Annotated in this window: 24 protein-coding genes; 13 read left to right on the top strand and 11 right to left on the bottom strand. The window is 56.3% G+C overall.

Translation table 11 applies throughout. The features are described from left to right. Nucleotides 1–235 precede the first annotated feature (235 nt). The 8 genes from hinT (at nucleotide 236) to FHW04_RS00370 (ending at nucleotide 6,747) form a co-directional block, all read left to right on the top strand. On the top strand, nucleotides 236–586 hold the full coding sequence (gene hinT / locus FHW04_RS00405; protein ID WP_031377253.1) for a purine nucleoside phosphoramidase: 351 nt from the start codon (nucleotides 236–238) through the stop codon (nucleotides 584–586). Nucleotides 587–606: 20 nt separating this feature from the next. Next, nucleotides 607–975: a YcfL family protein gene (locus FHW04_RS00400; protein WP_031377254.1), complete on the top strand. Its 369-nt coding sequence runs from the start codon at nucleotides 607–609 to the stop codon at nucleotides 973–975. 11 nt (nucleotides 976–986) lie between these two features. Then, the gene (lpoB, locus tag FHW04_RS00395) at nucleotides 987–1,583 is read left to right on the top strand and encodes a penicillin-binding protein activator LpoB (protein WP_046288392.1); all 597 of its coding nucleotides are present in this window, start codon (nucleotides 987–989) and stop codon (nucleotides 1,581–1,583) included. A gap of 16 nt (nucleotides 1,584–1,599) precedes the next feature. Continuing rightward, nucleotides 1,600–2,382: a thiamine kinase gene (gene thiK / locus FHW04_RS00390; RefSeq protein WP_371600410.1), complete on the top strand. Its 783-nt coding sequence runs from the start codon at nucleotides 1,600–1,602 to the stop codon at nucleotides 2,380–2,382. Nucleotides 2,383–2,421: 39 nt separating this feature from the next. Beyond that, nucleotides 2,422–3,462 (top strand): beta-N-acetylhexosaminidase, encoded by a 1,041-nt coding sequence (nagZ, locus tag FHW04_RS00385; RefSeq protein WP_089561040.1) that lies wholly within the window; start codon nucleotides 2,422–2,424, stop codon nucleotides 3,460–3,462. 40 nt (nucleotides 3,463–3,502) lie between these two features. Next, entirely contained in the window at nucleotides 3,503–4,045 is a 543-nt protein-coding gene (gene ycfP, locus FHW04_RS00380; RefSeq protein WP_069728172.1) for an alpha/beta hydrolase YcfP, read from the top strand. Between the two features lie 211 nt (nucleotides 4,046–4,256). Then, nucleotides 4,257–5,561 carry an NAD(P)/FAD-dependent oxidoreductase gene (locus tag FHW04_RS00375; RefSeq protein ID WP_084227771.1) on the top strand — a complete coding sequence of 435 codons (1,305 nt, stop codon included), beginning with the start codon at nucleotides 4,257–4,259 and terminating at the stop codon, nucleotides 5,559–5,561. A 643-nt stretch (nucleotides 5,562–6,204) separates the two neighbouring features. Beyond that, nucleotides 6,205–6,747, top strand: coding sequence for a glycine zipper 2TM domain-containing protein (locus FHW04_RS00370; RefSeq protein ID WP_031374471.1), 543 nt, complete (start codon nucleotides 6,205–6,207; stop codon nucleotides 6,745–6,747). Between the two features lie 127 nt (nucleotides 6,748–6,874). On the opposite strand, the gene mfd is transcribed toward FHW04_RS00370, so the two are convergent. Next, a complete protein-coding gene (gene mfd / locus FHW04_RS00365; RefSeq protein WP_046288387.1) occupies nucleotides 6,875–10,318 on the bottom strand; it encodes a transcription-repair coupling factor in 3,444 nt (1,147 codons plus the stop codon). 185 nt (nucleotides 10,319–10,503) lie between these two features. Continuing rightward, a complete protein-coding gene (locus FHW04_RS00360; protein ID WP_031374472.1) occupies nucleotides 10,504–10,713 on the bottom strand; it encodes a hypothetical protein in 210 nt (69 codons plus the stop codon). Between the two features lie 248 nt (nucleotides 10,714–10,961). Between FHW04_RS00360 and lolC the strand changes: the two genes are divergently transcribed. The 4 genes from lolC (at nucleotide 10,962) to cobB (ending at nucleotide 15,085) form a co-directional block, all read left to right on the top strand. Beyond that, nucleotides 10,962–12,161, top strand: a complete 1,200-nt coding sequence (lolC, locus tag FHW04_RS00355; RefSeq protein ID WP_031374473.1) for a lipoprotein-releasing ABC transporter permease subunit LolC — start codon at nucleotides 10,962–10,964, stop codon at nucleotides 12,159–12,161. Then, nucleotides 12,154–12,858, top strand: a complete 705-nt coding sequence (lolD, locus tag FHW04_RS00350; protein WP_089561039.1) for a lipoprotein-releasing ABC transporter ATP-binding protein LolD — start codon at nucleotides 12,154–12,156, stop codon at nucleotides 12,856–12,858. Before lolC ends, lolD begins: the two co-directional genes overlap by 8 nt. Then, complete coding sequence (gene lolE / locus FHW04_RS00345) at nucleotides 12,858–14,102, top strand: lipoprotein-releasing ABC transporter permease subunit LolE (protein ID WP_031374475.1); 1,245 nt, start codon at nucleotides 12,858–12,860, stop codon at nucleotides 14,100–14,102. The genes lolD and lolE overlap by 1 nt, the downstream gene beginning before the upstream one ends. A 149-nt stretch (nucleotides 14,103–14,251) precedes the next feature. Continuing rightward, nucleotides 14,252–15,085 (top strand): Sir2 family NAD+-dependent deacetylase, encoded by an 834-nt coding sequence (gene cobB / locus FHW04_RS00340; protein ID WP_031374476.1) that lies wholly within the window; start codon nucleotides 14,252–14,254, stop codon nucleotides 15,083–15,085. A gap of 34 nt (nucleotides 15,086–15,119) precedes the next feature. Here cobB and potD read toward each other — a convergent pair whose 3' ends face one another. From potD to potA, 4 genes are read right to left on the bottom strand one after another with little or no spacing between them, the layout of a single operon-like run. Beyond that, nucleotides 15,120–16,163: a spermidine/putrescine ABC transporter substrate-binding protein PotD gene (gene potD, locus FHW04_RS00335; RefSeq protein ID WP_069729173.1), complete on the bottom strand. Its 1,044-nt coding sequence runs from the start codon at nucleotides 16,161–16,163 to the stop codon at nucleotides 15,120–15,122. A gap of 13 nt (nucleotides 16,164–16,176) precedes the next feature. Then, a complete protein-coding gene (gene potC, locus FHW04_RS00330) occupies nucleotides 16,177–16,950 on the bottom strand; it encodes a spermidine/putrescine ABC transporter permease PotC (protein ID WP_089561038.1) in 774 nt (257 codons plus the stop codon). After that, nucleotides 16,947–17,798: a spermidine/putrescine ABC transporter permease PotB gene (gene potB, locus FHW04_RS00325; protein WP_089561182.1), complete on the bottom strand. Its 852-nt coding sequence runs from the start codon at nucleotides 17,796–17,798 to the stop codon at nucleotides 16,947–16,949. The genes potC and potB overlap by 4 nt, the downstream gene beginning before the upstream one ends. Beyond that, on the bottom strand, nucleotides 17,791–18,906 hold the full coding sequence (potA, locus tag FHW04_RS00320; protein WP_046288386.1) for a spermidine/putrescine ABC transporter ATP-binding protein PotA: 1,116 nt from the start codon (nucleotides 18,904–18,906) through the stop codon (nucleotides 17,791–17,793). Before potA ends, potB begins: the two co-directional genes overlap by 8 nt. Before the next feature lie 314 nt (nucleotides 18,907–19,220). Between potA and pepT the strand changes: the two genes are divergently transcribed. Next, on the top strand, nucleotides 19,221–20,450 hold the full coding sequence (gene pepT, locus FHW04_RS00315) for a peptidase T (protein WP_031374480.1): 1,230 nt from the start codon (nucleotides 19,221–19,223) through the stop codon (nucleotides 20,448–20,450). Between the two features lie 112 nt (nucleotides 20,451–20,562). Here the strand turns inward: pepT and FHW04_RS00310 are convergent, their stop codons facing one another. The 5 genes from FHW04_RS00310 to hflD all read right to left on the bottom strand — a co-directional run bounded on the left by FHW04_RS00310 (nucleotide 20,563) and on the right by hflD (nucleotide 26,037). After that, on the bottom strand, nucleotides 20,563–21,687 hold the full coding sequence (locus tag FHW04_RS00310) for a cupin domain-containing protein (protein ID WP_089561037.1): 1,125 nt from the start codon (nucleotides 21,685–21,687) through the stop codon (nucleotides 20,563–20,565). A 57-nt stretch (nucleotides 21,688–21,744) separates the two neighbouring features. Further along, entirely contained in the window at nucleotides 21,745–23,205 is a 1,461-nt protein-coding gene (gene phoQ / locus FHW04_RS00305) for a two-component system sensor histidine kinase PhoQ (RefSeq protein ID WP_031374482.1), read from the bottom strand. Between the two features lie 2 nt (nucleotides 23,206–23,207). Further along, on the bottom strand, nucleotides 23,208–23,876 hold the full coding sequence (gene phoP / locus FHW04_RS00300; protein ID WP_031374483.1) for a two-component system response regulator PhoP: 669 nt from the start codon (nucleotides 23,874–23,876) through the stop codon (nucleotides 23,208–23,210). Between the two features lie 104 nt (nucleotides 23,877–23,980). After that, complete coding sequence (purB, locus tag FHW04_RS00295; RefSeq protein WP_031374484.1) at nucleotides 23,981–25,351, bottom strand: adenylosuccinate lyase; 1,371 nt, start codon at nucleotides 25,349–25,351, stop codon at nucleotides 23,981–23,983. 44 nt (nucleotides 25,352–25,395) lie between these two features. Beyond that, nucleotides 25,396–26,037 (bottom strand): high frequency lysogenization protein HflD, encoded by a 642-nt coding sequence (hflD, locus tag FHW04_RS00290; RefSeq protein ID WP_089561036.1) that lies wholly within the window; start codon nucleotides 26,035–26,037, stop codon nucleotides 25,396–25,398. Between the last annotated feature and the right edge of the window lie 10 nt (nucleotides 26,038–26,047).

Here is a 26,047-nt window from a genome sequence, read left to right as displayed (position 1 = left end):
TGATGTGGCAATGATACAAAGAAAAGGGCGGCTAAAATCTAATTTATAAAACGGCGTTTCATTTTTGTGCGGTGGCGCGCATCAATATCGACCTGTAAAGGTGAGCGGAAGCGCAGGCAGCAGAGGTTGCTGTAAAGAGAGACGAACAATGCAAGAAAAGTGGACCTGAGGTTGAAAGAAAACAAATTTCTCCCGCATACTGATTGATTACGACCCTGGCTAAAGGAATTGCACCATGGCTGAAGAAACCATTTTTAGTAAAATTATCCGTCGCGAAATCCCCGCTGATGTGGTTTATCAGGATGAACTGGTCACCGCCTTTCGCGATATCTCGCCGAAAGCGCCGACCCACATTTTGATCGTACCGAATGTGCTGATCCCGACGGTCAATGAGGTGGAGGCTGCACATGAACATGCGCTGGGCCGCATGTTCACCATCGCCGCCAAAATTGCCCGTCAGGAAGGCATCGATCAGGATGGCTACCGTTTGATTGTCAACTGCAACAAACACGGCGGTCAGGAGGTTTACCACATTCATATGCATCTGCTGGGCGGCGAACCGCTGGGCCCGATGCTGTCAAACTGAACCTCTAACGGAAACGTGCTATGCGATCCTGGCTGATTGGCCTGCCGTTCCTGCTCAGCCTGACCGGCTGCAGCAGCGATAAACCGATGATCAATACCTCGCAGTCACTGGTGATGGAGTCATCCGTCTTATCGGCGGGCATTATTACCGATGAACCGACGCTGGATGAGAAGGATGGCCAGATGCGTGCCGCCAGCGTGCTCTATAATCAGCGCGAAACGCCGGTGATTGTGCACTATCGTTACTACTGGTACGACGACAAAGGGCTGGAAATTACCCCGCAGGAACCGGCACAAACCGTCAGTGTTCCGGCGCAGGGCAGCATTGTCGTGATGTCGCAACTGGGTAACCTGACTGCCAGCAAGGTTCGCCTTTATCTCTATCTTTAAGGATTGTTTACGTGATACGCAGTGTTAATCGTACTGGAGCGCTACTGATGGCGCTCATTCTGAGCGGTTGTGTGGTGAAACAGCAGCAACCTGCGCCGGTCGAACCGACGCAGCCGACTGAGCCGCCGGTACAGCCGGTCCCGCAACCTGAACCGGTGCCGCAGCCGCAGCCTATCCCGCAGCCGCCGAAGCTGAAAACCATTAACTGGGATGCCAGCGTGCAGCCTTTAGTGGCGCAAATGCTGCGTGCCGCCAGCGCCGAGCCGGGCAGCGTACTGCTGGTGGATCGCATCAAAAACAGCACCAACGGCGCACTGCAAAGTGAAAAAGCCACGGATGCGATCCAGAATGCGCTCAACAACAATGGTAAGTTCACGCTGGTGTCGACTGATCAACTGAATCAGGCCAAGCAGACGCTGGGCTTATCGCCCGATGACAGTCTCAATTCGCGCAGTAAAGCGATCGGCCTGGCGCGCAACGTTAACGCGCAGTATGTGCTTTACAGCAATGCGCAGGGCGATGTGAAAACGCCAACGCTGCAGATGCAGCTGATGCTGGTACAGACTGGCGAGATCATCTGGTCCGGCAACGGCGTTGCACAGAATTAATCCGGCCTTCCAGCGGATTATTCAGCAGGTGATGGGTGAGACCGATTCTCTGTCGGTCACACCGCTGGCTGGCCTGACCGGTCAGAGCCAGAAAATTGTCACGCCGCGCGGCATCTTTATCGCGCGGCCTGCGCCACAGCCGGCCATTCCGTTTGTCGATCGGCAGCGTGAGTTTCGTCTGTTAAGCAAACTGCAGCCGGCTGGTGGGGCGGTGCGACCGATCGCGGGCGATCGTCATGGCGTGCTGCTGGCGTGGTCGACCGGCGAGGCGCTGGATAGCGCGGCGTTCAGCCAGCAGCGTCCGGCAATTATCGCGCTGCTACTGCAGTTACATCAGCAGCCGCTGACCGGTTATCGCCTGTTACTGCAACCGCTGTTGTGGCACTACTGGCAGCAGTGTCAGCAGCGCCATTCCCGCTGGCTGCGTGCGCTGCAGGCATTAACCCGCCACGGCGAACCCCAGCCGCTGAGGCTGGCACCGCTACATATGGATGTCCACGCTGGCAACCTGATTGATGGTGAGCAGGGGCTGCGTTTAATCGACTGGGAGTATGCGGCAGATGGCGATGTGGCGCTGGAACTGGCGGCGGTGTGCGCGGCCGATCCGCATCATCAGGCTGACTGGCTGAGTGAGTATGCCGAGGCAGCACGGCTGCCGTTAAGTACGCTACAGCGGCAGGTGGCACGCTGGCAGCCGTGGCTGCGGCTATTGATGGCCAGCTGGTATCAACTGCGCGCCGAGCAAAGTGGCGATGAAACTTTGCAACAGATGGCTCGACAGAGCTGGGAACAGATTTAATCGTTTTGCGCTGTGACGCAAAGCTACAGGATTCAGGTTATGACATCACATTTACCCGGCCCATTGATGCTCGACGTTGAAGGCTACGAGCTGGACGGCGAAGAACGCGAGATTTTGCAGCATCCGCTGGTGGGCGGATTAATTCTGTTTGCCCGTAATTATCACGATCCGGCGCAGTTGGCGGAGTTAGTGCGGCAAATCCGCGCGGTATCGCACACCCGGCTGGTGGTGGCGGTCGATCAGGAAGGCGGACGGGTACAGCGTTTCCGTGACGGCTTTACCCAGTTACCCGCGATGCAATCTTTTGCCGCGTTACACGATCTCACCAGCGCCGGGGAACTGGCACAGCAGGCGGGGTGGCAGATGGCGGCCGAGATGATCGCCATGGATATCGACATCAGCTTCGCGCCGGTACTCGACATTGGCCACATCAGCGCGGCGATCGGCGATCGGGCGTTTCATGCCGATCCGGCAATTGCGCTGGCGGTTGCCCGTCGCTTTATCGCCGGAATGCAGGAAGCCGGCATGAAAACCACCGGTAAACATTTTCCCGGTCACGGTGCAGTAAGTGCCGATTCGCATAAAGAGACGCCACGCGATCCGCGTGATGAAGCGACGCTGCGTGAGCATGACATGTCGATCTTCAGCACATTGATTAGTGAGCAGGTGCTGGATGCGATTATGCCGGCGCACGTGATCTACAGCGAGATCGACCCGTTGCCCGCCAGCGGGTCGCCTTACTGGCTCAAAACGGTGTTACGTCAGCAGCTGGGCTTTGATGGGGTGATCTTCTCCGACGATCTGTCAATGGAGGGCGCGGCGGTGATGGGAAGCTATCCGGAGCGGGCGCAGCAATCGCTTTCCGCCGGATGTGACATGATTCTGGTCTGCAATCATCGTCAGGGTGCGATCAGTGTGTTAGATAACCTGACCTTGATCGGGGCAGAGCGGGTGACACAGTTGTATCATCGGGGCACTTTTACCCGCGACAGCCTGCAGGCAAGCAGTCGCTGGAAAAGCAATGCACAGCAACTGAGTGCGCTTCAGGAACGCTGGCTGGCTTATAAAGCGTCGCGGTAAGCAGTGACTGCCCGGCGCCATCTTTACCTTGAGGATTATCATGATCATCTATCTGCACGGTTTTGATTCCACGAGTCCGGGCAATCACGAAAAGGTGCTGCAGCTGCAGTTCATCGATCCTGATGTCAGGTTAATCAGTTACAGCACCCGTCATCCTAAACATGACATGCAGTTTCTGCTGAAAGAGACCGATAAAATGCTGAGCCTGTGCGACGACGACCGGCCGCTGATTTGCGGTGTCGGTCTGGGTGGCTACTGGTCAGAGCGCATCGGTTTTCTGTGTGGTATCCGCCAGGCGATTTTTAATCCTAATCTCTATCCGTATGAAAATATGGAAGGGAAGATCGATCGTCCTGAGGAGTATCAGGATATCGCCACTAAGTGCGTCAGTGATTTTCGCGAACGTAACCGCGAGCGCTGCCTGACCTTTCTCTCCCGGCAGGATGAGGCGCTCGACAGTCAGCGTATCGCCGATCAACTGCGTCCCTACTATGAAATTGTCTGGGATGAGGACGAAGGGCATAAATTCAAAAATATATCCCCACATCTTCAGCGGATAAAAGCTTTTAAAACATTGAGTTAAGCGATAAGGCACCGCAAGGTGCCTGTTTTCACTGCGTAATTATCTGAGTTTCATCTGCCTGCTTTGATGTATATCAATTTTCTTATGTTCTCCTCTTCCCGTCATGTTATTCTGCCATCAGATTGCGATTTTAACTTCGCCAACCCTATGTTTATTAAGGTTTATTTTAACCATTGATTAACTTTTGGTTCACAATTTGAGGGGGTCTTTGTTGACTACATCTGTTAAGAAAATTGTTATCGTTGGAGGGGGCGCTGGCGGCCTGGAAATGGCGACGCAGCTGGGTCATAAACTCGGCCGTAAAAAGAAAGCCGAAATCATTCTGGTCGACCGTAACCACAGCCACCTGTGGAAACCGTTGCTGCATGAAGTGGCGACTGGCTCAATGGATGAAGGCATTGACGCGTTAAGCTACCTGGCGCATGCGCGTAATCACGGGTTTGAGTTTCAGCTGGGATCGCTGACCGATATTGACCGCACGCGCAAAGTGATCCAGCTGGCAGAAGTGCTGGATGCGAACGGTGACGTGCTGGTGCCACAACGTGAAGTGGCCTACGACCAGCTGGTGATGGCGCTGGGCAGTACCTCCAATGACTTCGGTACGCCGGGCGTCAAAGATCACTGTATTTTCCTCGACAACCCACATCAGGCCCGTCGTTTCCACAATGAGATGCTTAACCTGTTTCTGAAATTCTCGGCCAGCGAAGGCAAGGTCGAGAAGGTTAACATCGCGATTGTCGGCGGTGGCGCGACCGGCGTTGAGCTATCGGCGGAACTGCACAATGCGGTAAAACAGCTGCACAGCTATGGCTTCAAGGGCCTGGGCCGTGAAGCGCTGAACGTCACGCTGGTCGAGGCGGGTGAGCGCATTCTGCCTGCACTGCCGCCACGCATTTCGGCTGCCGCACATCAGGAACTGACCAAGCTGGGCGTGCGGGTGTTGACGCAGACCATGGTCACCAGCGCTGAACGTCACGGCCTGAATACCAAAAGCGGTGAGTTTATTGAGGCCGATTTAATGGTCTGGGCCGCCGGCATCAAGGCACCAGACTTCCTGAAGGAGATTGGCGGGCTGGAAACCAACCGCATCAATCAGCTGGTGGTCAAAGAGACGCTGCAAACCACGCTGGATGATGACATCTATGCGATTGGTGACTGCGCCTCCTGCGCCTTGCCAGGCGGCGGGTTCGTGCCACCGCGAGCCCAGTCTGCGCACCAGATGGCGTCACGCGCCATGGAAAACATTCTGGCGCAACGTCAGGGCAAGCCGCTGAAAGCCTACGTCTATAAAGATCACGGATCGCTGGTCTCGCTGTCACGCTTCAGTACCGTAGGCAGCCTGATGGGGAACCTGATGCGCGGATCGATGATGGTCGAAGGACGTATTGCGCGTTTTGTTTACATCTCGCTGTATCGTATGCACCAGATTGCCCTGCACGGTTATTTTAAGACCGGCCTGATGATGCTGGTTGGCAGTATCAACCGGGTGATCCGCCCGCGGTTAAAACTGCACTGATCTCCGGACGCCGGTGATTCAAATCGCTGTCTGTTGCCTTCTATCAAGCCCCCACATCAGGGGCTTTTTTTTTTGCCGTGGGCTGACACTCATTCGGTACAGTGCCGGGCATTGTGATACGTAGCAGCAGGATAACTCAGCACTGGCGGACAGTTCGCGGTCAACACTCGCTAAGAGATCTTTTGAGGGGTTGGCTGTGAACGGCAACGCCTGAACGGTAAAAAAAACAAGATAGTCAACCGCGGTATGACACACCAGACGCAGGATGTGGTGCCACCTTTGTGGCACGGGGTCTCTGTATTCAGACGCTGAACGTCGTTGACACGATGAGGGAGCTGGTAATTCGGATAAACCGCGCGCTGTCAGACCCGCTGTAACAGCGCCAATCCTGCTGATCCTGCGCTTTCCATCCCGCCACATCGGGTAATTTCGCTGCTGCTTTTTCCGCCTCAGAACTCTCCTAAAAACTGGTCCTGTTGCGTAAGTGACCGTTTTCCTCCATTTATCTGATGTTGCAATTTCGGTCCATCTGTAAAACTTCATCCCAACAAACACGGCGAGTCGCGCACGCCGATCTGCCTCAGTTGAAGAGGATGCTTCAGCGGCAGGAATGCGCGGTAACACTTTTCAGGAGGAACTTCCTGTGAATAAATCAATGTTAGCGGGTATCGGTATTGGTGTGGCAGCTGCGTTAGGTGTTGCCGCCGTGGCAGGCATGAATGTGTTTGATCGCGGTCCACAATACGCTCAGGTGCTGGCTGCAACGCCGATTAAAGAGAGCATCAAACAGCCACGTCAGGAATGTCGTAATGTGACACTGACGCACCGTCGTGCGGTCCAGGATGAAAACCGTATTGCTGGCTCAGTATTAGGCGCAGTGGCGGGTGGAGTGTTAGGTCACCAGTTTGGTGGCGGTCGCGGTAAAGACGTGGCGACCGTGGCGGGCGTAGTAGCAGGCGGTTATGCCGGTAATCAGGTCCAGGCAGGCATGCAAAACCGTGATACCTACACCACGACTGAACAGCGCTGCAAAACGGTCTATGACAAACAAGAGAAAATGCTGGGATATGACGTGACCTATAAAATAGGCGACCAGCAGGGCAAAATCCGCATGGAAAGTGACCCTGGCACACGTATTCCACTGGATCGCAATGGTCAGCTGATTCTTAACAGCGACCAGGCGTAATTGGGCAAAGTCTTTTGCCGCGTTAGCGGCCACACAGCACCGACGTAAGAAAAAGGCGCATCTCAGGATGCGCCTTTTTGTTGTTGCGTTCCGCTTCGTCTTCAACTGATGGCGGCAGGTAAGGGGATTACGCGCGGTTTTCCGCCAGCTGGGAGACGAATCCCTGTACCCACTCCATGCGGATTTTTCTTTCCGACAGTTCACGGTTAAAGCGCAGACGCGTCGGACCTTCCAGCTTCCACTGCTTAGGATCTTTCTGCAGCAGACCGATTAACCAGGCTGGATCAACGCTGTTGTTGGGGGCAAAGTCGAAATAGCCGCCTTTGTCACTGGCTTCAATCTTCCGGACACCCACGGCGCGGGCTTTAAGCCGCAAAATTGCCACGTCCAGCAGGTTACGCGCCGGATCGGGCAACAGGCCAAAGCGGTCGATCATCTCTACCTTCAGCTCCTGCAACTCTTCCTCGCTTTCTGCGCTGGCGATGCGTTTATACAGTGACAGACGGGTACTGACATCCGGAATAAACTCTTCCGGCAACAGAGCTGGCATCCGCAGCTCCACTTCGGTCTGGTTGCTGGTGAGATCTTCCAGCGACGGCTCACGACCCTCTTTCAGCGCATCCACCGCATTTTCCAGCAGCTCCATATAGAGCGAGAAGCCAAGCGTCTCCATCTGGCCGCTCTGTTCTTCACCCAACAGTTCACCGGCACCGCGGATCTCCAGATCGTGAGTAGCCAGGGCAAAACCGGCGCCCAGATCTTCCAGCGAGGCGATCGCTTCGAGGCGCTTTTGCGCATCGGCGGTCATCGCTTTAGGATGCGGGGTCAGCAGCCAGGCGTAAGCCTGATGATGCGAGCGGCCGACGCGGCCACGCAACTGATGCAGCTGCGCCAGACCAAAGTGGTCCGCACGTTCAATAATGATGGTGTTCGCGGTCGGAATATCGATACCGGTTTCAATGATGGTGGTACAGACCAGCACGTTAAACCGCTGATGATGGAAATCGTTCATCACCCGCTCCAGGTCGCGTTCACGCATCTGTCCATGGCCGATGGCGACGCGCGCCTCCGGCACCAGGTCGGTTAAACGCTGAGCCGCTTTCTCGATATTCTCCACGTCGTTGTAGAGGTAGTAGACCTGACCACCGCGTAAAATCTCACGCAGAATCGCTTCCCGGATCACCAGATCGTCAAATTCACGCACAAAGGTTTTTACCGCCAGGCGACGAGCAGGCGGGGTGGCAATGATCGACAGATCGCGCATGCCGCTCATCGCCATATTCAGGGTGCGCGGAATCGGCGTAGCGGTCAGGGTGAGGATATCCACATCGGCCCGCATCGCTTTAATCCGCTCTTTGTGACGCACGCCGAAGCGGTGCTCCTCATCGACGATCAGCAGGCCGAGATCGCGCCATTTGAGATCGCTCATCAGCAGCTTGTGGGTGCCGATCAGGATATCGATCTTGCCCTCGCTGGCCTGCTCCAGCACCTGCGCCTGCTCTTTTGCCGTGCGGAAGCGTGACAGCATTTCAATCCGCACCGGCCAGTTAGCGAAGCGATCGCGGAAATTATCGTAGTGCTGCTGCGCCAGCAGGGTGGTCGGCACCAGCACCGCCACCTGCTTGTTGTTTTCCACCGCCAGAAACGCGGCGCGCATGGCCACTTCGGTTTTACCAAAGCCCACGTCACCGCACACCAGACGATCCATCGCCAGCGGTTCACACATATCACTGAGCACCGCATTGATCGCCTGCGCCTGATCGGGCGTGGTTTCAAACGGGAAGCTTTCGCAGAACAACTGATACTGCTCACGGTTGTGCTTAAAGGCGAAGCCGGTTTTAGCGGCTCGCTGGGCGTAGATATCCAGCAGTTCTGCCGCCACGTCACGAACTTTTTCGGCCGCTTTCTGCCGGGCGCGTGACCAGGCATCGCTGCCAAGCTTATGCAGCGGAGCATTATCGTCGGCACCGCCGGCGTAACGGCTGATCAGGTGCAGCGAGGAGACCGGCACATACAGTTTGGCGTCGTTAGCGTAGGAGAGCATCAGGTATTCAGCCTGGATGCCGCCTGCTTCCAGCGTGGTCAGGCCAATATAGCGACCCACACCGTGCTCAAGATGGACCACCGGCTGGCCAGGATGCAGCTCGGCCAGGTTACGAATCAGAATATCCGGGTTGATGGTGCGGCGGGTATCCTGGCGACGACGACTGACGCGTTCGCCCAGCAGATCGCTCTCACAAATCAGCGCCCGGTTACCCTGGGTATCGATAAAACCGCGCTCGCTGGCGCCGATCATCAGGCTGAAACGCTCTTCGCCGGTCTGATCGAAGCGTTTTACCGGTTGAGGACGAAGTTTAATCCGTGCCAGCAGCTCCTGCAGGCTTTCACGGCGACCTTCACTTTCGACCGAGAAGACCACCGCACCGCTGAAGGTTTCGATGAACTGACGCAGATGATCCAGCGGCGCTTTAGCCTGCGCCTGCACCGTCAGGTCGGGCAGCGGCTGATAACCCAGGTTGGTGTTGGCGGCTTTAGCGGGCAACTGCTCATTGGTCATCTGGATTCGCGGCCAGCTTTTCAGCTCACCCATTAACGCATCAGGGCGTAACCACAGGTTGGTGGGTTCCAGCAGCGGACGCATCGGATCAACCCGACGGTTCTCATAGCGAGCTTCAGCGTCCTGCCAGAAGCGGGTCGCGCTGCCTTCCAGATCGCCACAGTTAACAATCAGTGTATTGTCAGGCAGATAGCTGAACAGGCTGGGTAACGGCTGCTCAAAAAACAGCGGCTGCCAGTATTCGATACCGGCGGGCAGGGTGCCTTTGCTGACCTGCTGATAGACATGCTCCGACTCGCGGCGCACATCAAAAATTTCGCGCCAGCGGCTGCGGAACAGTTCAATTGCCGCTTTGTCGCTGGGGAACTCATGCGCGGGCAGCAGGTTGATTTCCGCGACCGCTTCCAGCGTACGCTGGCTGTCGACATCGAACAGGCGCAGGCTGTCGATCTCGTCATCAAAAAAGTCGATGCGATAGGGCTGGTCGCTGCCCATCGGGAACAGGTCGAGCAGCGCGCCGCGCGTGGCGTATTCACCGTGCTCCATCACCTGATCGACATGGCGGTAACCCGCCTGCTCCAGCTGATCGCGCAGGCGATCGCGCGACAGTTTCTGTCCCTGCTTCATCACCAGCGCATGGCCGTGCAGGAAGCTGTGCGGGCAGACGCGCTGCATCAGGGTATTGACCGGCATAATCAGCATGCCGCGCTGCATCACCGGCAGCTGATAAAGCGTCGACAGACGGGCAGAGATAATATCCTGATGCGGTGAAAAGCTGTCGTAGGGCAGCGTCTCCCAGTCGGCGAGATGCGCCACCGGCAGATCGGTAAACTGGCGGATTTCGTCCAGCAGACGCAGGGCGGTTTGGGTATCGGGCGTAATCATTAACACCGGACCGGCATGTCGCTCGGTAATGCTGGCACACTCCACCGCGTGCGCAGCGCCAATGAGCTGGCCGAGCTGACGGTGATCGCCGGATTTAACGGGCAGGGTATAGCGAGTCTGTTCGGACATGGGATCTCGGGGTTGCTCCATTTTTACCATGACGTAATCATTCCATATTACGTCATGGCGATCACCTCTGCGGCACAATTTTCCTGCTGCCCGACGGTCAGCGGTAATGGCCTGCAGAGAAGAGGGAACGGGAAAACCCCCGTCGCGCGCTGGCGACGAGGGTTAAGACCCGGACAGGGGGGATTTTATTTTATAGATTGCTGTGTGTAATACATGCGCGGGCGGTCAATGTTCGCCCAGGTTAATTCCTGCTCAGAATGATAGCTATGATTGCCATCATCCCATTTTATGTAGTAGCCGGCTGGCGCATCTCCCTGCGCAAAGACGTTGATAACTTCGCCTCTGATCTCCCCGGATTTATGTTTTACAATACTGCCTTTGGGAAATTTAAACATGGTCGCTACCTCTACCGCTGTGCGATAACGTCACGCTTTATCGTCTTACTGATTGTAGTCTAGCGCGATGAGTGGCGGATAATCCGCCAATAACCGACTGCTTTAGGCGCTATACCTGCGCTTTGTGGCTCGCCGTGACCTATTCTGATGCAACTTTGCTGCCGACTCAGAGGGTTAGAGGTTTCATAAAGGCAGCGGCTCCTTTATCATCCCACTACCTATTTTCAGGCAACGGCTTACTGGATTCCATGTATCAACCTGTCGCGCTATTTATCGGTCTGCGTTACATGCGCGGACGCGCATCGGATCGCTTCGGTCGCTTTGTCTCCTGGCTTTCTACTATTGGCATTACGCTTGGCGTGCTGGCGATGGTGACGGTTCTGTCAGTCATGAACGGCTTCGAACGTGAACTTGAAGGCAATATTCTTGGGCTGATGCCGCAGGCGCTGATTACCAGCGACAAAGGCAGTCTCAACCCGCAACAACAACCGCCTTCCAGCCTGGCGCTGCAGGGCGTCAGCCGCATTGCGCCGCTGACCACCGCTAACGTGGTGCTGCAAAGTCCGCACAGCGTCTCGGTCGGCGTGATGCTCGGTATTCAGCCGGATGAAAAAGATCCGCTGACGCCTTTCCTGGTCAATACCCAACAGAGCGTGCTGCAACCCGGCCAGTATAATGTGATCCTCGGCGAACAGCTGGCATCACAACTTGGCGTGAAGCGCGGCGATCAGCTGCGTCTGATGGTGCCGTCGGTCAGTCAGTTTACCCCGATGGGGCGGGTCCCGAGTCAGCGTCTGTTCACCGTGGCGGGCACCTATGCCGCCAACAGCGAAGTCGATGGCTACCAGATTCTGGTCAATCAACAGGATGCGTCGCGCGTGATGCGCTATCCGGCCGGGAATATTACCGGCTGGCGCTTATGGCTGGATAAGCCGCTGGAGGTTGATAGTCTCAGTCAGCAAACTCTGCCGGCCGGGCTGGTATGGAAAGACTGGCGCGAGCGCAAGGGCGATCTGTTCCAGGCGGTGCGGATGGAGAAAAACATGATGGGGCTGCTGCTGAGCCTGATCATTGCGGTCGCCGCCTTTAACATCATTACCTCGTTGGGCCTGCTGATTATGGAGAAGCAGGGTGAAGTAGCGATTCTGCAAACGCAGGGGCTGACACGCCGGCAGATTGTCGCGGTGTTCATGGTACAGGGCGCCAGCGCCGGCATTATCGGCACCTTACTCGGTACGCTGCTGGGCGTACTGCTGGCCAGCCAGCTGAATAACCTGATGCCGGTGATCGGCCTGTTTCTCGATGGCGCAGCGCTGCCGGTCGACATTAATCTGTGGCAAGTGGTGACCATCGCCCTGAGCGCGATGGTAGTGGCGCTGCTTTCTACGCTCTATCCTTCGTGGCGCGCTGCCGCCGTTCAACCCGCTGAGGCTTTACGTTATGAGTAACTCTCCTTTGTTGCAGTGTCGCGACCTGTGCAAACGCTATCAGGAAGGCAGCGTGCAGACCGATGTGCTGCGCAATGTGGCTTTCAGCCTGCAGCCTCGCGAACTGACGGCGATTGTCGGCAGTTCCGGATCGGGTAAAAGTACCCTGTTGCACCTGCTGGGCGGTCTGGATGCCCCGACCTCGGGTGACGTGATCTTTGATGGTCAGTCGCTGAACGCCATGTCCTCCTCCGCTAAAGCGGATCTGCGCAACCGCGAGCTGGGCTTTATCTATCAGTTCCACCATCTGCTGCCCGATTTTAGTGCGCTGGAGAACGTGGCGATGCCGCTGCTGATTGGCAAAGTCGCCAAAGCTGAAGCACAGGACCGCGCCCGCGAGATGCTGGCTGCCGTCGGGCTGGATCATCGCGCCGCACACCGCCCGTCAGAATTATCGGGTGGCGAGCGTCAGCGCGTGGCGATTGCCCGGGCACTGGTCAACCGTCCTCGTCTGGTGATGGCGGATGAGCCCACCGGTAACCTTGATGCGCGCAACGCCGATGCCATTTTTGCCCTGCTGGGTGAACTCAACGTGCGTCAGGGCACCGCGTTCCTGGTGGTGACCCACGATCTGCAACTGGCGAAACGGATGTCGCGCCAGATGGAGATGCGTGATGGTCAGTTAAGCGAACAGCTGAGCATGGCAGGAGCAGAGTAATGGGATCGTCGTTATCGCTGCTGTTAGGCCTGCGCTTTAGCCGTGGCCGCCGCCGTGGCGGCATGGTATCGCTGATTTCGGTGATCTCAACCATCGGTATTGCGCTGGGTGTGGCGGTATTAATCATTGGCCTGAGCGCGATGAACGGGTTTGAGCGTGAGCTAAATAACCGCATTCTGGCCGTGGTCCCACACGGTGAGATTGAGGCGGTCAATCAGCCGTTTCAGCGCTGGCAATCAATGATTGCGCCGATTGAAAAGGTGCCAGGCATTGCGGCGGCGGCCCCGTATGTCAATTTCACCGGACTGATTGAAAGCGGTGCGCGACTCGAAGCGCTGCAGGTTAAAGGCGTGGATCCGGCGCAGGAGCCGCGACTGAGCGCACTGCCGCAGTTTGTCGCTAACAACGGCTGGTCGACGTTTGCCGCCGGTAAGCAGCAGATCATCCTCGGCGGCGGCATTGCCACTACGCTCAAAGTCAAACAGGGTGACTGGATCACCATCATGATCCCGAATAACGATGGGGATAACAAACTGCTGCAACCGAAGCGCATACGGCTTCAGGTCAGTGGTATCCTGCAACTGAGTGGCATGCTCGATCACAGCCTGGCGCTGGTGCCGCTGGCCGATGCGCAACAGTATCTTGATATGGGCAACAGCGTAACCGGCATTGCGTTGAAAATGAACGATCCGTTCCAGGCGGTTAAGCTGGTGCGTGACGCTGGTGAAGCGACCCATTCCTATGTCTATATCAAAAGCTGGATCGGCACCTACGGCTACATGTACCGCGACATTCAGATGATTCGCGCCATTATGTATCTGGCGATGGTGCTGGTAATTGGCGTCGCCTGCTTCAACATCGTTTCCACCCTGGTGATGGCGGTCAAAGACAAAAGCAGCGATATTGCGGTGCTCCGGACGCTCGGTGCCAAAGATCGCCTGATCCGCGCCATCTTCATCTGGTACGGTCTGCTGGCGGGCTTGCTCGGCAGCGTCAGCGGCGTGGTGGTGGGCGTGCTGGTATCACTGAACCTGACGCATCTGGTGCGCGGGCTGGAGTCGCTCACCGGCCATCATCTGCTGGCCGGCGATATCTACTTTATCGACTTCCTGCCGTCGGAGCTGCACTGGGTCGATGTGTTCTCGGTCCTGATCACCGCCATCGTGCTGAGCCTGGTGGCCAGCTGGTATCCAGCCAGACGCGCCAGCCGCATCGACCCGGCTCGGGTACTGAGCGGACAGTAATTGACACGCGGCGCGAATTCACTCTTCGCGCCGCGCACATTTTCGGCCTCTGCTGCATGGCGCTGTCATGCGCAACCGTTATTATCGGGTGAATTCAGCCCAGAATTTGTTTATAGCGGCTCGCCGAAGCCGCTGCTCCAGGAGATTTTATGCGTACACCACGTCGCCGCATACGACTTGCCCGCCTTAAAAAGACCCGGAGAAAGGTGCATCAGCGCTTTCGCCAGCGAATTTTCGAGCGTGATCGTCAGGCCGAGCTGGCCGCCCATCCACAGCCGCACGTTGTGGTGCTGACCGGCGCTGGCATTTCAGCCGAGTCCGGTATCCGCACCTTCCGCGCCGCTGATGGTTTGTGGGAAGAGCATCATGTCGAAGATGTTGCGACCCCGGAAGGCTTTCAGCGCGATCCTGCGCTGGTGCAACGTTTCTATAACGCCCGTCGTCAGCAACTGCAGCAGGCAGAGATTCAGCCTAATGCCGCCCATCTGGCGCTGGCCGAACTGGAACAGGTGTTAGGCGATAACTTCCTGCTGGTAACCCAGAATATTGATAACCTGCATGAGCGTGCCGGCAATGCCCGGGTACTGCATATGCACGGTGAGCTGCTGAAAGTGCGCTGCGTCAACAGCGGTCAGGTGATTGAGTGGACCGGGGATATTACTCCTGACGACCGCTGTACCTGCTGCCAGTTTCCTTCAGCGCTGCGTCCGCATGTGGTGTGGTTTGGTGAAATGCCGCTGGGCATGGAGCAGATCTATCAGGCACTGGAGCAGGCCGATTACTTTATTGCTATCGGGACCTCTGGCCATGTCTATCCGGCAGCAGGCTTTGTCCATGAAGCCAAACTGCAGGGTGCGCATACCGTTGAGCTGAATCTGGAACCGAGTCAGGTTGGCAATGAGTTTGCCGAGCGGCATTACGGCCTGGCCAGTGAAGTGGTGCCGGAGTTTGTGCATACGCTGCTGCGTGGCCTGTATAAATAAGCCGGGTGACGACGGGCCGCCCGGCTTCTGTGGCTTAGCGGCCCGCTTTCAGCTGCTGGAACAGCGTCTCGTACTGCACGCTGGCATCGCCGACATCATCCTGCCATTCACCGTGCTGAATGACGTCAGCAGACGGATAGAGTGACGGATCGTTTGCCACCGAGGCCGGTAACAGCTTCTTCGCGGCCAGATTCGGCGTCGGGTAACCGATGGTTTCCGCCACTTTTGCCGCCACGTCCGGGCGCAGCAGGAAGTTGATCAGCTTCAGCGCGCCCGCTTTGTTCTTCGCGTTGGCGGGAATGGCAAGATTATCCATCCAGAAAATGCCGCCTTCTGCAGGCCAGACGATCGTTAGTGGGGTGCCCGCCTGCCGGGCCACATAGGCCGATCCGTTCCAGATCATCCCCAGATTCACTTCGCCTTCCATAAACGGGTTGCCCGGATTATCGGAGTTGAACGCCAGCACGTTGGGCATCAGCTTTTTCAGCTCCTGATAGGCAGCCTTGATCTGCGCCGGATCGCGGGTGTTTCCGGAGTAACCCAGCTTACGCAGCGCCATCTGAAACACTTCCCGCGCATCGTCGGTCAGCAACAGGCTCTGCTTATATTCAGGCTTCCACAAATCGGCCCAACGGGTGACGCTCTTTGGATCGATCTCGTCACTGTTCACGCCAATGGCGGTCGCACCCCAGATGTAGGGAATGGAGTAATCGTTATTGGGATCGAACGGCTTGTTCAGCAGATTCGGATCCAGATTGCTGAAGTTGCTCAACTGGCTCTTGTCGATCTTCTGCAACATGCCTTCGTTACGCATTTTGGCGACAAAATAGGTTGAGGGCACCACCAGATCGTAAGCGCCATCTTTCCAGGTTTTGAGCTTGGCGTACATGCTCTCATTGGATTCATAAGTCGAGTAGATCACCTTGATGCCGGTCTCTTTGGTGAACTGTTCCAGCAGACCCGGCGGGACATACTCGGTCCAGTTATAGAAGTAGAGCGTTTTACCGTCGTCCGCCTGAGCAGACTGCATCCCCAGTGCCAGCGCGCCAGCCGCCAGCCAGTGAGACCATTTTTTCATTATCAATCCTCGGTTATTTATTTCTGTCACGCAGTAACCACTGACTGCCCGCCACCAGCAGCAACGACAGCAACATCAGAATCGTGGCGAGCGCATTCACTTCAGGCGAAACGCCCACTTTTACCATTGAGTAAATTTTCAGCGGCAATATTTCAAAGGTGGGGCCGGTCACAAACGAAGAGACCACCACATCATCCATTGACAGGGTAAAGCTCAGCAACCATCCGGCCGCGACGGCTGGCATAGCCAGCGGCACGATAATTTTGCGCAGAATTGTGGTCTCGCTGGCACCCAGATCTTTTGCCGCTTCCAGCATCCGCACATCAAAGCCTTTCAGCCGCGAGTAAACGGTGATCACCACAAACGGCAGACAGAAGGTGATGTGGGAGAACAGCAGCGACCAGAATCCCAGCGAGATCCCCAGCAGCATAAACAGCACCAGCAGCGAAATCGCCATCACAATATCTGGCGACATCATCACCACAAACAGCATGCCGCTGACAAAAGGCTTGCCGCGAAAGCGATAGCGATAGAGCGCTACCGCAGTGAGCGAGCCTATCAGCGTCGCACAGCTGGCCGACAGCACGCCCATGATCAGCGAATGCTGCGCCGCCTGCAGCAGGCTGTCGTTGTTCAGCAGCAGGTGATACCACCGGGTAGTGAACCCTTGCCAGTTAATGCCAAAGCGGGAAGCGTTGAACGAATTCACGATTAAAATCACAATCGGAATATAGAACCAGGCATAAATGAGCGTCATAAAACTGCCGCGTAACAGGCGTGTCATCATCCTAAATCCACCTTGTTATTCAGCAGCCGCGCAACGCGCCAGTAAATCAGCAGCAGCAGGCCCATTAACAGCGTCATCACAATGCTGGTGGCGGCACCAAACGGCCAGTCACGAATATTGAGGAACTGACTCTTGATCACGTTGCCAATCAGCAGGTTTTTCGCGCCGCCCATCAAATCCGCCACATAGAACAGCCCCATCGCCGGGATCAACACCAGCAGGCATCCGGCGATAATTCCCGGCATGGTGAGCGGCAGGATGATGCGGAAAAAGGTCTGTATTTTTCCGGCACCCAAATCACGCGCCGCTTCGAGCAGCGGTTTATCCAGCTTCTCCAGACTGGAGTAAAGCGGCAGCACCATAAACGGCAGCAGAATGTAGATCAGCCCGAGCACCACCGCTTCCGGGGTATAGATAATACGAAACGGCTTATCGATCAGGCCGATCGACAGCAGAAAATCATTCAGCCAGCCGCGGGTACTGAGGAATATTTTCAGCCCATAGATGCGGATCAGTGAGTTGGTCCAGAACGGAACTATCAACAGAAACAGCATCAGCGGACGCAGTCGCGCCGGTAACATCGTCAGGCACCAGGCGAACGGGTAGCCCAGCAGCAGGCAGCAGAGGGTGGCAATCAGCGCCATATTAAGCGAATGCAGCAGCACTTCGGCATACAGCGGATCAAGCAGGCGCGTGTAGTTGCTAAGGGTAAATACCGCGCTGACAAAGTGTGCATCGTCACGTGTCAGGAAGCTGGTGATAAAAATCATCAGATTGGGCAGAAAGACAAACAGCGCCAGCCAGCCAACTATCAGCGCAATGACGCTTTTCTGGAAACCATTACGCATCAGCTTCATACGGCAATACCACCTCCCAGCTGGGCACCCAGTTCACCGCCATTTTCTGGTTCAGTGAGTGGTCAAAGTCAGGATCGTCTTCATTAAAGAACTCGCTCACCGTTACCAGCTTGCCGTTCTCCAGTTCTACGGTAGATTCCAGCGTCATGCCTTTGTAGTTACGCTCACGGACATAACCGATCAGGCCGTCAGCCGCGCTATCACCATGAATCTCCTCCACCCGCAAATCCTCCGGGCGCAGCATCACGTGCAGCCGATCGCCTGGCCGGACCGGGAAAGCACAGTGGATATCACACTCACGACCTTCCACTCTGGCGCGTATTAATGGTGCGCTGTCGCTGGCGATCACTTCGGCATCAAAGACGTTGATCTCACCGATAAAGCGGGCGACAAACAGATTATCAGGTTCTTCGTAGATCTCACGTGGCGTGCCATCCTGCACAATTTTCCCGTCGCGCATCACCACAATCCGATCGGACATGGTCAGCGCCTCTTCCTGATCGTGGGTGACGAAAACAAAGGTAATACCCAGCTTGCGCTGTAGCGCTTTTAGCTCATTCTGCATCTGCTTACGCAGCTTGTAGTCCAGCGCAGAGAGTGACTCGTCCAGCAGCAGAACTTTTGGCCGGTTAACGACCGCGCGGGCGATAGCGACGCGCTGTTGCTGTCCGCCCGACAGCTGATGGGGACGCCGATCGGCAAAGCTTTCCAGCTGGACCATTGCCAGCGCATCATTAACCCGGGTAGTGATTTGTGCCGCCGGCGTTTTTTGCATCCGCAGACCAAACGCGACGTTCTCAAATACCGTCATATGCGGGAACAGCGCGTAGCTCTGAAACACCGTATTGACGTGGCGGTGTTCGGCCACGGTGTCAGTAATATCCTGATTGTCCAGCAGGATGCGACCGCGATCCGCCTCTTCCAGACCGGCGATCAGTCGCAGAATGGTGGTTTTGCCGCAGCCCGACGGACCGAGCAGGGTAATAAATTCGCCGTGGTGAATGGTCAGATTAAAATCATCAATGATGGTTTTGCCATCGAAAGCTTTACTGATGCCAGAAAGCGTAACCAGCGCCTGCTGTGCGCGTGTTTGCGTCATTTTAGTCTCAGTCTGTCAAAGGTCGAACAGGTTACAGCATAGCCGTCTACTGCGGCCAGCCAGCAAGAAGGGGCGGATGATACCTGAAAAATGTGGCAATGCCATGTTTTGACCCCACCGGGCAGGCGATAATCAGGATTGTTAACAACACATTGCGAGACTTGCCGCAACAATCTCACAATCCGGCTTTTTTTTCGGCGTGATCGCTTCCCCAAATGGGATCGACAGCGCTAACCTGTCTGCTGATGATTTGACGCAACGTTGCGCCGGCTGGTCTGTGAATAATAACGGACGGCACTTTTAAAGGATGGGATATGGAACAGTTACTTGAGCGTTTTTTGAGTTACGTCGCAGTCGAAACCCAGGCAAAACCGCAGGCGCGTCAGGTGCCAAGCAGTGAAGGGCAGTGGACGCTGGCGCGTCAGCTGCAGGAAGAACTGCTGGCGTTGGGTTTTGTTGACGTCACGTTAAGCGATCACTGTTGCGTCATGGGCACGCTGCCGGCCAATGTAGACTGGCCAACGCCGGTGATTGGTTTTATCTCCCATATGGATACCTCGCCTGACTTTACCGCGAAACATGTTAATCCGCAGATTATTGAGAATTACCGCGGCGGTGACATTGCGCTGGGCAATGGCGATGAGATCCTTTCGCCGGTGATGTTTCCGGTGCTGCACAAGCTGATCGGCCACACGCTGATTACCACCGATGGCAAAACCCTGCTGGGGGCGGACGACAAGGCCGGTATTGCCGAAATTATGACGGCGATGGCGCGGCTGGCGGACAGCGATATTCCGCATGGTGCCATCCGCGTCGCCTTTACGCCCGACGAAGAGATTGGGCGCGGCACCTCGCATTTTGATGTCGAAGGCTTTGCCGCTGACTGGGCCTACACCGTTGACGGCAGCGACCTGGGGGAGTTTGAGTATGAAAACTTTAATGCCGCCTCCGCCACGGTCAAAATCGTGGGCAATAATGTGCATCCTGGCTCAGCAAAAGGGGTGATGGTTAACGCGCTGGATCTGGCCAATCAGTTCCATGCCGCCGTGCCGGCCAATGAAAAGCCGCAGTACACCGAAGGCTATGAGGGCTTCTATCATCTGCACCAGATGAAAGGCACGGTTGAACACGCTGAGCTGCACTACATTATTCGCGACTTTGATACCGACAGTTTTGAGCAGCGCAAACAGACGCTACAGCAGATTGCGACGGAGATGACCAAAACCCTGCATAAAGATTGTTCCGTCACCGTAGAGATCACCAACAGCTATCGCAACATGCGTGAAAAGGTGGAACCTTTCCCGCATATCATTGAGTTAGCGCTACAGGCGATGCGTGACTGCGCTATTGAGCCGGTGGTCAAACCGATTCGCGGCGGTACTGACGGATCCGCGCTGTCATGGAAAGGCTTGCCGTGTCCGAACCTGTTTACCGGCGGCTACAACTATCACGGCAAACATGAATTTGCCTCGCTGAATATCATGGCGAAGTCAGTGGAGGTGATTGTGCGGTTGTCGGAACTGGCGGCGCAGAAGAAAGGTTAAGTTGCGAACGGGGTTTTACTGAAGCAGGCTCTCTGCCGCTAATGGCGGAGAGCCTGATGAGGAGACTGGCTTGCGGAGGGCAGGCGGCGGATGCGTCTGCCCTCCAGGTCAGTTATTCTTCGCCAAAATACCAGTATCCGGCATTCACCAGACCGGCAATCTGCGCCAGCACCGCCGGATCGTCCAGCGCATCCCCGAGATCTTCCAGCGTGATGCGATAATGATGCGCCAGCACGGCCATCACTTCAGGATGTGAACATTCAACCCGCTCACCGTTGACGTAGACCGCATCGCCAATTGTCAGGACCCGCAGGCCACCTAACCGGCTCAGCGCATCACCCTGTTGCAGCGCGTCATAAATCTCATCAGGCTGATAAGGCGGCTCTGGCGGCGCGACATCCAGCTCATGACGGGATTGAGAAATAAACTCGCCAAACCACTGAGCAAAGTGTTCCGGTTGGTTGATCACGTCCAGCATCACCTGACGGACGCCTTCAATCTCCTGCGGCAGGATCTGTGAAGGGCACTCGCGCGACGGCACGTTCGGATCGCTAAAGCGCAGGCTGCCCAGCTCGTTGGCCAGCGCGTAATCGGCAAAGCCGCTGATCAGTTCACGTCCGCTTGGCGCACGGAAACCCACCGAATAGTTCAGCGCATTTTCCAGCGAATAGCCTTCATGCGGGAATCCAGGCGGAATGTAGAGGATATCGCCCGGCTCCATCTCTTCATCAATAATGGCATCGAACGGTTCCACCTGCAGCAGATCCGGATGAGGGCAATGCTGCTTCATCGGCACTTTTTCACCGACGCGCCAGCGGCGACGGCCACTGCCCTGAATAATGAAGACGTCATACTGATCGAAATGCGGACCGACACCGCCTCCCGGCACCGCGAACGACACCATCAGGTCATCGATACGCCAGTCAGGCAAAAAGCGGAAAGGGCGCATCAGGGCGGCAGAAGGTTCATGCCAGTGATTAACCGCCTGCACCAGCAGCGACCAGTTATTCTCACCCAGATGGTCGTAGCTCTCAAACGGGCCGTGACTGACCTGCCATTTGCCATCCTGATGGCTCACCAGGCGGCTATCTACCTCGTTTTCCATCGCCAGTCCGGCCAGTTCATCCGGAGAAAGGGGATCGACAAAGTTTTTGAAGCCACGCTTCAGTACCACCGGGCGTTTTTGCCAGTAGCGTTGAATAAAATCGGGCCAGTTGAGATCGAGCTGATAGTCCATACAAGGGTTCCGCTTAGGGCTGTAAATGCCAGCAAGTATAACAGCCCGGACGGTTTTCTACTCGCGGCGATGTTCGACTTCCTGGCGCTGAAAGACTACTTCCATCCGGGTGCCACCCAGTGCGCTGCCTGAAGCGATAACCTTACCCGCATATTGCTCAAGTATATCCAGCACCACCGCCAGCCCCAGTCCCTGACCGGGGCGCAGGGTGTCGGCGCGCTGACCGCGGACAAACACCAGATCGCGTTTGCTCTCCGGAATACCGGGACCGTCATCGTCTATGTAGAGATGCAGCGCTTTTTCGCTCTGATAAGCGCTGACTTCAATAAACTCGAGGCAATATTTACAGGCGTTATCCAGCACGTTACCCATCACTTCCATAAAATCGTTCTGGTCGCCGACGAAAGTGAGTTCCGGGGAGATATCGAGGGTGATTGCCACCCCTTTACGCTGATAAACCTTGTTCAGCGCCGAACACAGGCTGTCGAGCAGACCGGAGACCGAATGCAGGTCGCGCTGCAGCGGATTGTGATCGGCCTGCATACTGGCGCGATGCAGGTAATAACCGACCTGTTGCGAGATGCGGCTGATCTGCTCCAGCATCACCGGTTCAGCCTCTTCTACCGTCAACTCTTTGCCGCTGCGTAGCGACCGCAGGGTGCTTTGCAGTACCGCCAGCGGGGTTTTGAGACTGTGCGTCAGGTCCGACAGAGTGGTGCGATAACGGGTATAGCGCTGCCGTTCGTTCGTCAGCAGCAGGTTGAGGTTGCGCACCAGGCTGCGCAATTCCTGCGGCGGATTATCATCCAGTTTTTCACGCTGGCTGGTCTCCAGTTCCCGCACCTGCTGAGTGAGTGCGCCAATCGGACGCAGGCTCCAGTGCGCCGCCAGCCACAGCAGCGGCACGATCAGGATCAGGTTAGCCGCCAGCACATAGCTGAACCATGACCACACCACATCCGAATGCTGTAACTCCTGCGGGATCGAGTCGACCACCACAATGGTCAGCGCTGGCAGATTGGTGGTAGCGTCATAGCGGTTAACCGCAACGGAGTGGGTGAAGGTATCGTCACTGTCGGTATCCCAGGCATGCAGTCGCCGTTTCGCGCTGAGGTTATCCCCCATCGCCGCCAGGCTGGTGCCGTTGCTGGTATCAATCTCGTAGAAATCCGGTTTGATCAGCCAGTCACGGTGGATTTTCTTGCGGATCTCCGGCACGTCGCGTTGCTGCCACAGCAGCTTGCCGTGCTCGTCGTAAATGAACACCAGCGTCGGGAAGTTAAGCGTCATCCGTTCCGGCTGGGCAATGGTGAGCTGATTGTCATGCCACTGCGCCAGCGTAAAGAACAGGTTGCTTTCGCCCCGCATCACCCGATAGGTGTTTTTATCGAAGCTCACCACATAGCCAATAACCGCGACCATGCCATAGGAGAGGGAGAGGAACAGGACAATCGCTGCGGAGGCCAGCAGAAAACGGGCGCGCAGCGAAATCGGGCGATAACGACTAAACCAGGACATGGTCAGAGATCAAAGCGGTAACCCTGGCCACGCACGGTGGCGATGACGTCGGCGGGATGCAACGCCAGAATCTTTTTGCGCAGACGCCCCATCAGCACGTCGATGGTGTGGCTTTCACGCAGTTCTGCGTCGGGATAGAGTTGCAGCATCAGCGAATCCTTGCTCACCACTTTACCGGCGTTGCGAATCAGGGTTTCGACGATGGTATATTCAAAGGCGGTCAGCTTCACCGGCTGCTCATTCACCGTCAGTTCGCGACGGGACAAATCAACCTGAAACGGCGACATATCGATGATCTGCGATGCGTGGCCGCTATTGCGCCGCATCAGCGCCTGCAGCCGTGCCGCCACCTCTTCAATATGAAACGGCTTGGTGACGTAATCATCCGCACCGGCTTCCAGCGCTTCCACTTTTGCCTGCCAGCCTTCACGGGCGGTCAGCACCAGAATCGGCTGACGCACGGCATCACTGCGCCAGCGGCGGATCAGTGACATGCCATCTTCATCCGGCAGGCCTAAATCGACCAGCGCGATGTCCGGCAGGTGCTCGCGAAGAAAATAGTCGGCTTCTTTGGCGTCTTCGGCGGCATCAACCTGATGGCCCATATCACGTAACTGCACGGCGAGATGATGGCGCAGCAGAGCATTGTCTTCCACTACCAGAACACGCATAGGAATTCCTTACTATCTGAATGAGTCAAATTGCAGAAAGTATACGCGAAATGAACTAAACAAGATGTTAACGCAGACCGGCCTGAACCGGTCTGCGGAGGGGATTATTTCAGATCGTCAACCATCTGGATAGCACGGCCGATATAGTTGGCTGGCGTCATCTGCTTCAGACGCACTTTTTCCTCTTCCGGCAGCGCCAGGCTGTCGATAAAGGCCTGCATGCCCGCCGCATCAACCCGTTTGCCGCGCGTCAGCTCTTTCAGCTTCTCGTACGGCTTTTCAATGCCATAACGGCGCATCACCGTCTGGATCGGTTCGGCCAGCACTTCCCAGTTATGATCCAGTTCATCGAGCAGACGATCGCGGTTCACTTCCAGTTTTGAAATACCTTTCAGCGTTGCCTGATAGGCGATCAGCGCATAGCCAATACCGACGCCGAGGTTACGCAGTACGGTGGAGTCGGTCAGGTCACGCTGCCAGCGGGAGACCGGCAACTTGCTGGCCAGATGCTGCATCACCGCGTTTGCCAGACCCAGATTGCCTTCGGAATTTTCGAAATCGATCGGGTTCACTTTGTGCGGCATGGTTGAGGAGCCGATTTCGCCAGCGATGGTTTTCTGTTTGAAATGATTCAGCGCCACGTAGCCCCAGATATCACGATCGAAATCGATCAGGATGGTGTTGAAGCGGGCGATGCAGTCGAACATCTCTGCGATGTAGTCATGCGGCTCAATCTGGGTGGTGTAGGGGTTCCAGCTGATCCCCAGCGAAGTGACAAAACGCTCGCTCAGCTGATGCCAGTCAACTTCCGGATACGCGGCGATGTGGGCGTTATAGTTACCGACCGCACCGTTGATTTTGCCCAGCACCTCAATCTGGCTCAGCTGACGCAGCTGGCGCTCCAGACGATAGGCGACATTGGCCATCTCTTTGCCCATGGTGGACGGCGTGGCGGGCTGGCCATGCGTGCGGGAGAGCAGCGGAATATCACGGTATTCTGACGCCAGGCCTTTTACAGCGGCGATCAGCTGCTGCCAGTAAGGCAGGATCACCTCGCGGCGCGCGGTTTCCAGCATCAGCGCATGAGAGAGGTTGTTGATATCTTCGGAAGTGCAGGCGAAGTGAATGAACTCAGATACCGCATGCAGGGCAGGGACGTCCGCCACTTTCTCTTTCAGGAAATATTCGACCGCTTTAACGTCGTGATTGGTGGTGCGCTCAATGGTCTTGATGCGCGCCGCATCGTCTTCCGAAAAATTGCTGACAATCGCGTCAAGGAAAGCGTTTGCGTCGGCATCAAATGCAGGAACTTCCTTGATCTCTGCGGTCGCGGCCAGTTTTTGTAACCAGCGAACTTCAACCTCAACGCGGAATTTCAGCAAACCAAATTCGCTGAAAATCGCACGCAGCGGGCTGACTTTATCGCCGTAACGACCATCGACAGGTGAGACGGCGGTCAGAGAGGATAATTCCATCAGTGCAACTCCTGAATCATTTAACAGTATTTTGCCGCACCGACTTAGTAAGTCAGTGGCAGCCGGGATAAGAGGGTCTTTGCTTCACGCAGCAAGCGCTGGCGCGAAAACATCAGTTGCAGACGGCCACCGCCGACCTGCTGCCACAAAACGGCGGCACGAATGCCGGCTAACAGCGTGGCCCGCACTTTACTCTGCAACTGCGGATTCTGCAGCACGGCGGGCGAACCGGTCACCTGGATACGCGGACCTAACGGGCTGATAACGTCAACGTAGATGCCGGCCATAGCGCTCAGAATGGTATCGGATTCCAGTTCGTAGTGCGCCAGCTGACGGTCGAGCTGGCTGATACGCTGGGCCAGTGTCGCTATCGCTGATTTATTGGCGCTGAGCTTACGTTCCAGCACCATCATGCTAAGGGTATAACGCGTCAGTTCCGCGCCCGCGCCCTGACGACTGCTGCTGTTGAGCACCGCCATCAGGGTTTCGAGGCCGAGGCGCAGGTTGGCTTCATTGTTGCCAAACACCGCCAGCGTCGAGCTGGGATTGAGATCCAGCACGCTGCGCAGCGTCACGGTAAACGCCTCGGGCTGACAGTGACCCTGCTGTGCCAGCTGCTGCACCAGATGGGCCGACTGACAGATGCCTGCCAGCGCCAGTGTGATTTCCTGATAGTTCTTCGCCACGGTTACTCCT

It is taken from the genome of Pantoea sp. AN62 (assembly GCF_050432985.1).
GTDB lineage: Bacteria > Pseudomonadota > Gammaproteobacteria > Enterobacterales > Enterobacteriaceae > Pantoea > Pantoea brenneri.
The sequence above is the reverse complement of the archived record's forward strand: the minus strand, read 5'-3'. Positions and strand labels throughout refer to the sequence as shown.